Below are 10,323 nucleotides of genomic sequence, written 5' to 3'. Positions count from 1 at the left end.
GGCGCGGCGGCGGCAGTGGAGCGGCCCCGCGCGAGCGAGTCGCGCGGGGCCGTCCGGCCGTCCGCGGTGGCGGATCAGGGCCGGCGCGTCACGGGCGACGCGTCACGGGCGGGCCTCAGAGACAGATGAGGACGCTGTTCGAGCTGTGCTTGTCGCACAGCAGCAGGCTGACGCTGCTGATGTCGCCCCCGCCGCCGCCGCCACCGCCGTCGGTGGACAGCTCGTTCTGGGTCTCCATCGTCTGAAGGTCGAGCAGAGCCATGAGTGATTCCTTTTCATCGTGTCCGGCGTGGACGGTGGTGGTGCGTCGCCTCCGCCGCGCTCGCGGCGGAGGGGTCTTGCGTGCGGTCCCCCGAGGGGGACCGGTCCGTGGGCCGCGCGGGGGACGGCAGGAAGGGGAGGACGGCCCTCGGCGCGCCGGGGTCCTCGTCCCTGGGCAGGGAACCGAGCGCCAGCAGGCAGCCCGCGGTGCCGGTGGCCAGGTCCATCGACAGCCGCATCATCTGGTCGCCGGGGAAGGCCAGTTCGCCCTGGTAGGCCATCGCATACCAGGAGAGGGCGGCGGTCTGCGCGGCGAGGTCGGCGGCGTCCGCGCCCGGGGTCGTGGTGCGGCCCAGGTGCCAGACCATGCCCGCCCGGCCGCGGAACAGCCCCGGCTGGGCGTAGTACCGCAGCCGGGCCGAGGGCAGGATCGCGCGGCGCGCCTCCTCCAGGTCGCCCGCGTCGCGGGGGGCGTGGGCGAGGTGGCTGTCGATGACGGCGGCGATGCCGACGCCGCCCCCTCCGAGGTAGGGCATGGTGCGGTTGCCCTCGTCGACGAGCAGCGCGCCCCGGCTGTCGCGCACGCAGCGGGCGAGGTCCGCGCGCAGGGCGGTGGCCGCCAGGTCGAGCAGCAGCCGCTCGCCGGTGCGTTCGTAGCGCCGCAGGAGGTGGAGGGCCGGCCCGGCGGAACCGCGGAGGAGCCCGGCCCGCCCGGGGCCCGGCCGTTCCCCCTCCCCCGCCGCCGGGCCCCGGGTGGCGACCGCGCGGTCGGCGACCCGCTCGGCGACGAGGTGGGTCGCGCGGTCGGCGAGGGCGGTCATGGTGGCGTCGCCCGTGTCGGCGGCCAGGGTGTCCAGGACCAGGCCGATGCCGGCGAGACCCCCGAACAGGTGGGTGGGCAGGCGTTCCCAGCGCTCCGCCAGCGCCCGGCCGGCGACGTCGAGCGCGGCCTGCGTATGCCCGAGCCGGTGCAGGACGTGGGCGACTCCGAGGAGTCCGTCGTAGAGACCGAGGGGGGTGCCCTCGGGCGGCGCGAGGGCGTGCCGCAGCAGCCAGCGCTCCCCCGTCTCGTACCGGTCGGCGCCGGTCTCGGCCAGCGCGTACAGCACTCCGGCGGCGCCGTGGGCGAGGCCGAGGCCGCCTCCGGCGGCGAACTGGGCTATGTCGCCGGGGAAGAGGCGGTCCTCGCGCTCCGGGGTGGCCGAGGCGAGGACGGCGCGGGCCATCGAGTCGCGGCTGAGGGGCCAGTCGCCGGGCGCCACGGGCGCCGCGCGGTCCGCCGCCCTCCGGCCGCCGGGGCTGCCCTCGATCTCGGTCACCGCCTCGTTGAGGAACGCGGCGGGCAGGTCGGGGAACTCCCGGGCCGCGACCTCGGCCAGGCGCGCGGCCTGGCCCGGGTCGATGGCCAGCAGCGAGGTCATGGGGACGAACAGCGCGAGCCGCAGGCAGGCCAGGGCGTAGCGGTCGATGCCGAACCCCGACCGGTCGGCGGGCGCGAGGAAGCCGGGGTGGGCCACGGTCTGGCGGGCGTTGTCCCGGACGTCGGCGGCGGCCTCGAAGTCCAGGAGCGTCACGGTCTTCTCGTCGGGGGCGACCATGATGTTGAACATGTGCAGGTCGTTGAAGACCAGGCCGCGCCCGTGCAGCGCGGCCACGGCCCGTTCGACCGAGGCGTGCACGTCCAGGGCCCAGCGCGTGTAGTCGGCCAGGGCGGCGGGGTCCGGGTCCTCGGCGAGCAGCGGATGGCGCTGCGCGAAGAACGAGTTGAGGGTCCGGCCCGGCAGGTGGTCCATGACGAGGAAGCGGTGGTCGCCCAGGGCGAACCAGTCGCGCACGCCCGGCGCGATGTCGAGGCCCGCGAGCCGTTCGAGCGCGGCCTTCTCCCGTTCGAGGCGGGCGATCGCGTCGGCGCCGTCGGCCGCGAGCCCGGCGTGCGGGCGGGCCTCCTTGAGCACCACCTGCTCGCCGGTGCGCAGGTCGGTGCCCTGGTAGACGCCGCCGCCGTTGGAGAAGTGCAGGGCCTTCTCGACGCGGTAGGGGAGGTCGCCGAGCGTGGTGGCGTTGCGCGCGGCGAGGTGCGGTGCCAGGAAGGCGGGAAGCGTGACCCACTCCGGGACGCTGAACGTGGGGTCCCTCCGGTCCGGAACGAGGCGCCCCTCGCCGTCCTCGATGGCGGTGACCAGGGTGCCCGAGCCGTTGTCGCAGTGGCGCGGCAGGAACGCGCCGTACCGGACGAACAGCGGGCCCGGCCCCCAGCGCAGGTCGGTCAGGACATAGGGGCCCGGCTCGCCGTCGAGGAGCTCGCCGAGCTCGGTGAGGACGCTCAGCAGTTGGTCCTCGTCCGCCGGATAGATCGTCGCGAATTTGCCGCTGGAATCCCGGCTCGCGTATTTCGAGTTGCGGAGGTGGAGAAGATGGCGGCCGGGGACGAACTTGAACGGAATGCGGCGCGGGACGCAGTGGTCCCAGATCTTGGCGGCCGTCTTGTCGGCGTTGTCGAGGCAGGCGGTGACATGGATCTTCCAGCCCTGCGGCGGCAGTCGAGCGGTCTCGGGCTGGAAGTACAGCCAGTCCCCCCTGCGTTCACTGCGCCATCCCTCCGGCGCGGGACGACGGGCCGTTTCGTATACGCCGTCCGCGTCCTGGCCGGCGTCCGCCGAAATGCGGTCGGGTGTTTCGTAGAACCACCTGTCGACCAGACAGAAGACCTCGTACCGCTTGTCCATTCCGCTCCTTCGGCAAGTGACTGAAGTTTCACAGTCCGCCCAGGGGCGCACCAGTCATGACTGTCACGAGAAGAATGTGAGAAACGCATGGAGTCGGCCGTGCCGAGTGGTGAAGAGCGGTGCCACGGTCAGGGGGTGCCACGGTCAGGGGGTGCGGGGGGCGCGCACGACCGGGTAGGGGACGAACGTGCTGCTGTTCTCGTCGATGTCGAGCGGGCGGCCGAGCGGCGGGACGGCGCGCTGCGGGCAGTCGAGGCGTTCGCAGACGTGGCAGCCCATGCCGATCGGGGTCGCGGCGGACGCGTTGTCGAGGTCGAGCCCGTCGGAGTAGACGAGGCGGGCCGCGTGCCGGATCTCGCAGCCGAGGCCGATGGCGAAGGTCTTGCCCGGCTCCCCCCAGCCGCCGCGGTGCCGGGTGACGGTCCTCGCGGTCCACAGGTAGCGCTTCCCGTCGGGCATCGAGGCGATCTGCACGTGGATCCGGCCGGGGGCCGCGAACGCCTCGTAGACGTTCCACAGGGGGCAGGTGCCGCCGGCGCGGGAGAAGTGGAAGGCGGTCGCGGACTGCCGCTTGGACATGTTGCCCGCGCGGTCCACCCGGACGAAGGAGAACGGCACCCCGCGCAGCCGGGGCCGCTGGAGCGTGCTGAGCCGGTGGCAGACGGTCTCGTACCCCATGCCGTACCGGTCGGTGAGCCGTTCGATGTCGTAGCGCAACTCCTCGGCGGCGGCGTGGAATTCGCCGTAGGGCAGGATCAGGGCGGCGGCGAAGTAGTGGGCGATGCCGATCCTGGCCAGCGACCAGGCGGGAGAGCCCTCCTCACAGTCCTCCGAGGCCAGCCGGGAGAACTCCGCGCCGTTTTCGAGCAGGGCGAGCTGGGTGGCCAGGCGGAACGTGCGCTGTCCCGGCCGGAGCCGGTTCGACAGCCGCAGCACCCGGGTGGACGGGTTGTAGTGGTGCAGGCGCCCGGCGTCCATGGCCAGGCTCACGCCGTGGCGCACGAGGAGGCGCGCGGCGAGCGTGCGCCCCGCTTCACCGGCGCGCACGCCCATCTCACGCGCCAGGTCCTCGGCGGCCGTGTCGATGTCGTGCAGGTAGTTCTGCCTGCGGTAGAAGAACTCGCGGATCTCCTCGTGCGGCGAGCGCGGCCCGGCCGGTTCGTCCGCGCCCCGGCCCCCCGCGACGTGCGACAGCCGCTCCGACAGCGTGTGGTTGCGGCGCCCGAGGTCGACCAGGACCTGCGCCACGCCGGGCAGCCGGGAGGCCAGCTCCCCCAGGTCGGCCGAGGACAGCCGGCCCGCGGCGATCTCGTCCGCGAGCGCCTCCCGCAGGTCGGCCACCAGCCTGCCGGTGTCCCGCTCCGAGAAGAACCCGGGGTCCACGCCGAACGCCTCCGTCAGCCGGAGGAGGACGGGCACGGTCAGCGGTCGCGAGTCGTGCTCCATCTGGTTGAGATAGCTGGGCGAGATCGCCAGCAGGCGCGCCAGCTCCGCCTGGTTGAGCCCGCGTTCCTCGCGCAGCCGCCGCAGCCGCGCTCCCGCGTAGATCTTGCTCATCGACGCTCCCTTCGGCGCGCCCGTTCCACCGAGGCGGGGGCGGCCTTCGCAAAGTTCGCTGAATCCGTCCGGAAGATAGGCAGAACTTAGCAGACGTCCCCCCTTGTTGGCACTCAGTGCCAGTGCCACAGTGGGCGGGTGGCCATCGGTCAACGGGCGCCGCGCTCACCGATGTCGCCGACCGGGGGCCGCCGTTGCCACCGCCGGGACGACACTCGGTGTCACACACTTCGCAGCATTGACAGAACACCTCAGGTATTCACTCCGGTTCGGGCGAAGGGGAGACGGTCATGACACAGACGCAGCCAGTGGCTCAGGCCCAGGGACGGCAGGCGCGGACGGCACGGCGGGCGGGGGCGTCGTCGTGGACGACGGCCGACGAGCTCGCGCTCCAGTGGGAGACGGACCCCCGCTGGGCCGGGATCGAGCGGACCTACGACGCGAAGGACGTGCTCCGGCTGGCCGGCACCGTCCGGGAGGAGCACACCTTGGCCCGGCGGGGCGCCGAGCGCCTGTGGCGGCAGCTCCACGAGGAGGAGTACCTCCACGCGCTGGGCGCCCTGACCGGCGGTCAGGCGGTGCAGATGGTGCGCGCGGGGCTGCGCGCGATCTATCTCTCCGGCTGGCAGGTCGCGGCCGACGCCAACCAGTCCGGCCAGACCTACCCCGACCAGAGCCTCTACCCCGCCAACTCCGTTCCCCAGGTGGTGCGCAGGATCAACAACGCGCTGCTGCGGGCCGACCAGATCGCCACCGCGGAGGGCGGCGCCGACACCACCGACTGGCTCGCGCCCATCGTGGCCGACGCCGAGGCCGGGTTCGGCGGACCGCTCAACGCCTTCGAGCTGACCAAGGCGATGATCGCCGCGGGCGCCGCGGGCATCCACTACGAGGACCAGCTGGCGTCCGAGAAGAAGTGCGGCCATCTGGGCGGCAAGGTGCTGGTGCCCACGGGCCAGCACATCCGCACACTGAACGCGGCGCGCCTCGCGGCCGACATCCTCGACGTCCCCACCCTGATCATCGCCAGGACCGACGCGCTGGCCGCGACGCTGCTCACCACCGACGTGGACGAGCGCGACGCCGCCTTCTGCACCGGCGAACGGACGGCCGAGGGCTTCCACCACGTCAGGAACGGCATGGACGCGGCGATCGCCCGCGGCCTGGCCTACGCGCCCCACGCGGACCTGCTGTGGATGGAGACCGGCACCCCCGACCTGGATCAGGCCCGCCGGTTCGCCGAGGCCGTTCACGCCCGGTATCCGGACCGGATGCTGGCCTACAACTGCTCGCCCTCGTTCAACTGGAAGGCGGCGCTGGACGATGACCAGATCGCCCGTTTCCAGCGGGAGTTGGGGGCGATGGGCTACCGGTTCCAGTTCATCACGCTGGCCGGGTTCCACTCGCTCAACCACGGCATGTTCGACCTGGCGCGCGGCTATGCCGAGCACGGCATGACCTCGTATGTGGCGTTGCAGGAGGCCGAGTTCGCCGCGCAGGAGCGGGGATTCACCGCGGTCAGGCACCAACGGGAGGTCGGCACGGGGTACTTCGACCTCGTCTCCACCACCGTGAACCCGGCCTCCGCGACGACGGCGCTCGCGGGCTCGACCGAGTCGGAGCAGTTCCACTGACCGGACCGGACCTGACCTGACCGGACGACCGGCCCGCCCCGGGCCGCAGGGGGCGCCGTCCCGGCGCGAGGCGTTCGCCGCGCACCGGGACGGCCGTTCGACGGGTGGCTCAGTCGCGGGCGTTGAGCGCCGGGAGGTAGCCGCTGGAGTGGCCGACGGCGGTGGGGTGGTACGCCTCCCAGATGGGCAGCGCCAGGTCGTGCAGCCAGTCGTCGCCGGAGCACAGCTCGTGCCCGTTGAACTGCGAGGCCACGTCGCCGAAGGCGAAGCCGTGCGCGCCGGCACGCGAGGAGATCACCGAGTTGAGCAGGTCTGAGGCGTCGTTGATCGCCTCACGCTTGGTCTGGCTCAGGCCCAGGCACCAGGGCGAGGGCTCGATGTACATGCGGGGGTAACCCAGCACCACCACATGCGCGTTGGGCGCCCGGGAGTTGATGCCGTTGTACACGGAGTCCAGCCTGCCGGGGAGCGTGGAGGAGATGAACGACCTGGCGGTGGCGATGCGGTTCAGGCAGGTGGAGTCGGAGCTGGTCACACAGGTCGTCATGGCGTCGGCGAACCCGGCGTCGTTGCCGCCGATGGTGACCGTGACCAGGCCGGTGGACGAGTTGAGCGCGCCCAGCTGCGAGTTGGTCACATCGCTGGTCACGGCGCCGGAGCAGGCCACGAAGGAGAACGAGGAGGGGCCGTTGGCCGCGGCGTACAGCGCCGGATAGGCGCTGTTGCTCCGGTGGCAGTCACCACTGGAGTCGATGTAGTTGCCCGCCCCGTTGCCGGAGGAGTACGAGTCTCCCAGCGCCACATAGGCGGGCGCGGCGGCCTGGGCGGACCCGGTGCCCAACAGGGCCATCAGGAAGGTGAGGACGAGCGCGGACAGGGCCGTCAGGGACTTCGGCGGTCTCACGGAACCTCCACGTGGGGGGAGTTACGGGTCACACACGCTGCGCCACGCAACGCGCGTTGATATAAGTGTCCATGTCAATCGCCGCTCCGTCGAGATGCCTGCGGGCTCTCGCACCCGGCGGGCTCGCCCCAGGGGCCCGCGCGGGATGATCTGATGTCCCTGTGACCCCGAGCGAGGAGCCGAGCGAGATCCCGGGCGAGACCCGGGGCGAGATCCAGTGCGGGTTCAAAGGCGGGATCCCGGGCGAGGAGGCGGCGGCCGAGGCCGGGGACGAACCTCCGTGTCCCCGGCGACGGTCGCGGCTCGGGCCGTGGCTGCGCCCCGTGCTGCTGGTGGTGCTGCTAGCCGGTGGCGCCTGCGCCGTCCTGGCGGCGGGCCCGGAGCGGCTGATCGACCGCCAGACGGAGGGGCTGACGCCCGGCGCCGGGTCCTGGGCCCTCTTCGTCGCCGTCTACGCGCTGGGCACGCTCGTCCTGGTGCCCAAGCCCGTCCTCAGCGCCGCCGCGGGAGCCGTCTTCGGGTTCGGCCCGGGCCTGGCCCTGGCCGTCGCGGGAACCACGCTGGGCGCGCTGCTGGCCTTCGCCGCCGGACGCCTCCTCGGCCGGGACGCCCTGCGGCCCCTGCTGCGCTCCGGCGCGCCCGCGGCCCTCGAACGACGGCTGACGGACCGGGCGTTCACCAGCGTCCTCTCCCTCCGCCTGCTGCCGGTGATGCCCTTCGCGGCGGTCAACCTGGGCGCGGCCTTCTCGCGGATGCCATGGCCGCCGTTCGCCGCCGCGACCCTGCTCGGCACCGTCCCGGGGAGCACCGCGTTCGTGCTGGCCGGCGCCTCGGCGACCACGCCGTCCTCGTCCGGGCTCTGGATCCCGGGCGGCGCCTGCCTCGCCCTGCTGGCCGCCCTCTCCCTGTGGCGCCTCGCGCGCCGGCGTGCGCGCCGCCGCGCGGAGGGATGAGGGGCTGGGGGACACCGTGTGATCAGCCGTCTGCCCGACCGGTGTTGCGGTGGAGGTGCGCCCGGCGGAGCATGGGGGGCGTGGAGTTGGGGAGCCATGTCGCGGCGGTCCACGCGGGGGTGGGCGAACCTGCCGCGCTGCTCGGGGAGTTCCGGCGCTCCGTGGTGCTGGTGCCGGTGGTCGGCGGCCGTCTCCTGACGGCGTCGCACGGCGGCATCCGGTGGGTGTTCGCGTTCAGTGACGAGTCGGCGCTGGCGCGGTTCGCGGCCTCGGGCGAGGATGATCCCGGCCGGGAGCAGAGACGACCCTCGCCTACAACGGGCTGAACCTGCCGACCGAGGTCATCCTGCCCGACGGGGCAGTGTGGCGGCAGGAGTACGACGACCGGGGCAACCGCACCGCCGTCACCGACCCCCGGGGCCACACCACCCGTTACGGCTACGACCGGCGCGGCCACCTCGCGTCGGTCACCGACGCCCTCGGCGAGACGACGCGGGTGCGCTGCGACGCGGCGGGCCTGCCGGTGGAGATCACCGATCCCCTCGGGGGAACCACCGCCTACCGCCGGGACGCCTTCGGCCGCCCCACGGCCGTGACGGACCCCCTGGGCGCCACCGAGCGCCTGGAGTGGACGCCCGGCGGCCACCTCGCCCGCCTGGTGAACGCGAACGGTGAGGAGCAGACCTGGAGTTACGACGGTGAGGGCAACTGCGTCCGCCATGTCGACGCGTCCGGGGGCGTCACGCTCTTCGCGTACGGCCACTTCGACCTGCTGATCGCCAGGACCGACCCCGACGGGGCGCGGTACACGTTCGAGCACGGCAGCGACCTGAGGCTCACCAAAGTCACCAACCCGCAGGGGCTCGTGTGGAGTTACACCTACGACGCGGCCGGGCGCCTGACCGGCGAGACGGACTTCGACGGCCGCGCGCTCTCGTACGCGTACGACGCCGCGGGCCGCGTGCGTGCCCGCACCGACGCCCGGGGCCAGACCCTCACCGTGGAACGCGACGCGATCGGCCGCGTCACCCGCAAGGACGCCGCGGGCGGCGTCACGACCTACACCTATGACGCCGCCGGGCGGCTCCTATCCGCGGCGAACCCGGACGCGGAGGTCGTCTACAGCCGCGACCGCGCCGGCCGCGTGAAGGCCGAGATGGTCAACGGCCGTGTTCTCACGCACGGTTACGACCCGCTGGGCCGCCGCGTCCGCCGCACGACACCCGGCGGCGCGGTCTCCACGTTCGCCTATGACGCCGCGGGCCGCCGCACCTCGCTCACCGCGTCCGGACACACCCTCGACTTCACCCACGACGCGGCGGGCCGCGAGACCTCCCGGACGATCGGCGGCTCCCTGACCCTGGCCCGGGTCCGGGACCCGGCAGGTCGCCTCACCGCCCAGACCCTGACCGGCGCGTCCGGGCGGCGGATCCACCACCGCGCCTACACCTACCGGCCCGACGGCCACCTCACGGGCCGTGACGGCCACGCCTTCGACCTGGACCCGGTGGGGAGGGTCACGGCCGTCCGCGCGGAGGGCTGGAGCGAGACCTATGCCTACGACGCGGCCGGGAACCAGACCCGCGCCGCCTGGCCCGCCGACCACCCCGGCTCGGCCGCGACCGGGACGCGCGCCTACGCCGGCACCCGCGTCGTCCGTGCGGGCCGGACGCGGTACGAACACGACGCGGCGGGCCGGGTCGTGCTCCGGCGGAAGGACCGGCCGTCGAAGAAGCCCGACACGTGGCGCTACGCCTGGGACGCGGAGGACCGCCTCGTCTCCGCCGAGACCCCGGACGGCACGCGCTGGCGCTACCGTTACGACCCCCTCGGCCGCCGCACGGCGAAGGAACGGCTGGCCGACGACGGCGAAACGGTCGTGGAGCGGACCGAGTTCACCTGGGACGGCGACACCCTGGTCGAACAGACCACCACCGCCGGGAACCTCCCCCACCCCGTCACCCTCACCTGGGACCACGACGGCCTCCACCCCGTCGCCCAGACCGAACGCATCACCGCCGCCGACGCTCCCCGGACCGAGATCGACCGCCGCTTCTTCGCGATCGTCACCGACCTGGTCGGCACCCCCACCCACCTGATCGACGCCTCGGGCCACACGGCCTGGCACACCCGCGCCACCCTCTGGGGCGCCACGGCCTGGTCCAGGGACAGCACCGCGTACACACCCCTCCGCTTCCCCGGCCAGTACCACGACCCCGAAACCGGCCTCCACTACAACCACCACCGCCACTACGACCCGGAAACCGCCCGCTACCTCACCCCCGACC

At 73.3% G+C, this 10,323-nt stretch carries 7 protein-coding genes and 1 pseudogene; 4 read left to right on the top strand and 4 right to left on the bottom strand.

The window, feature by feature from the left end:
- Window positions 1-115: 115 nt before the first annotated feature.
- The 3 genes from ADY01_RS38465 to ADY01_RS27005 all read right to left on the bottom strand — a co-directional run bounded on the left by ADY01_RS38465 (window position 116) and on the right by ADY01_RS27005 (window position 4,544).
- Complete coding sequence (locus ADY01_RS38465; protein WP_107081835.1) at window positions 116-262, bottom strand: SapB/AmfS family lanthipeptide; 147 nt, start codon at window positions 260-262, stop codon at window positions 116-118.
- A 13-nt stretch (window positions 263-275) separates the two neighbouring features.
- Entirely contained in the window at window positions 276-2,987 is a 2,712-nt protein-coding gene (gene lanKC / locus ADY01_RS27010) for a class III lanthionine synthetase LanKC (protein ID WP_078900645.1), read from the bottom strand.
- A 144-nt stretch (window positions 2,988-3,131) separates the two neighbouring features.
- Window positions 3,132-4,544 carry a short-chain fatty acyl-CoA regulator family protein gene (locus ADY01_RS27005; protein WP_049578729.1) on the bottom strand — a complete coding sequence of 471 codons (1,413 nt, stop codon included), beginning with the start codon at window positions 4,542-4,544 and terminating at the stop codon, window positions 3,132-3,134.
- Window positions 4,545-4,834: 290 nt separating this feature from the next.
- Here ADY01_RS27005 and aceA point away from each other — a divergent pair, with 290 nt between their 5' ends.
- Complete coding sequence (gene aceA / locus ADY01_RS27000) at window positions 4,835-6,178, top strand: isocitrate lyase (RefSeq protein ID WP_078900644.1); 1,344 nt, start codon at window positions 4,835-4,837, stop codon at window positions 6,176-6,178.
- 109 nt (window positions 6,179-6,287) lie between these two features.
- On the opposite strand, the gene ADY01_RS26995 is transcribed toward aceA, so the two are convergent.
- On the bottom strand, window positions 6,288-7,082 hold the full coding sequence (locus ADY01_RS26995; protein WP_049578726.1) for an SGNH/GDSL hydrolase family protein: 795 nt from the start codon (window positions 7,080-7,082) through the stop codon (window positions 6,288-6,290).
- A 161-nt stretch (window positions 7,083-7,243) separates the two neighbouring features.
- Between ADY01_RS26995 and ADY01_RS26990 the strand changes: the two genes are divergently transcribed.
- The 3 genes and pseudogenes from ADY01_RS26990 to ADY01_RS26980 form a co-directional block, all read left to right on the top strand.
- Window positions 7,244-8,035, top strand: coding sequence for a TVP38/TMEM64 family protein (locus ADY01_RS26990; RefSeq protein ID WP_078900643.1), 792 nt, complete (start codon window positions 7,244-7,246; stop codon window positions 8,033-8,035).
- An 80-nt stretch (window positions 8,036-8,115) separates the two neighbouring features.
- Complete coding sequence (locus ADY01_RS26985) at window positions 8,116-8,361, top strand: hypothetical protein (protein WP_159001454.1); 246 nt, start codon at window positions 8,116-8,118, stop codon at window positions 8,359-8,361.
- Window positions 8,328-10,323 (top strand): annotated as a pseudogene (locus ADY01_RS26980) (RHS repeat-associated core domain-containing protein); the annotation flags it as partial. The gene ADY01_RS26985 and the pseudogene ADY01_RS26980, both read left to right, overlap by 34 nt.

The sequence above is a fragment of the Streptomyces sp. SBT349 genome (assembly GCF_001083795.1).
Lineage (GTDB): Bacteria > Actinomycetota > Actinomycetes > Streptomycetales > Streptomycetaceae > Streptomyces.
Note: the sequence above shows the minus strand (reverse complement) of the source record. Positions and strands in the feature narration are given on the sequence as shown.

What these genes read in the sequence shown, in the direction of transcription:
- ADY01_RS38465 (WP_107081835.1), bottom strand. Translation starts at nt 262, where the DNA reads ATGGCTCTGCTCGACCTTCAGACGATGGAGACCCAGAACGAGCTGTCC.
- lanKC (WP_078900645.1), bottom strand. Translation starts at nt 2,987, where the DNA reads ATGGACAAGCGGTACGAGGTCTTCTGTCTGGTCGACAGGTGGTTCTAC.
- ADY01_RS27005 (WP_049578729.1), bottom strand. Translation starts at nt 4,544, where the DNA reads ATGAGCAAGATCTACGCGGGAGCGCGGCTGCGGCGGCTGCGCGAGGAA.
- aceA (WP_078900644.1), top strand. Translation starts at nt 4,835, where the DNA reads ATGACACAGACGCAGCCAGTGGCTCAGGCCCAGGGACGGCAGGCGCGG.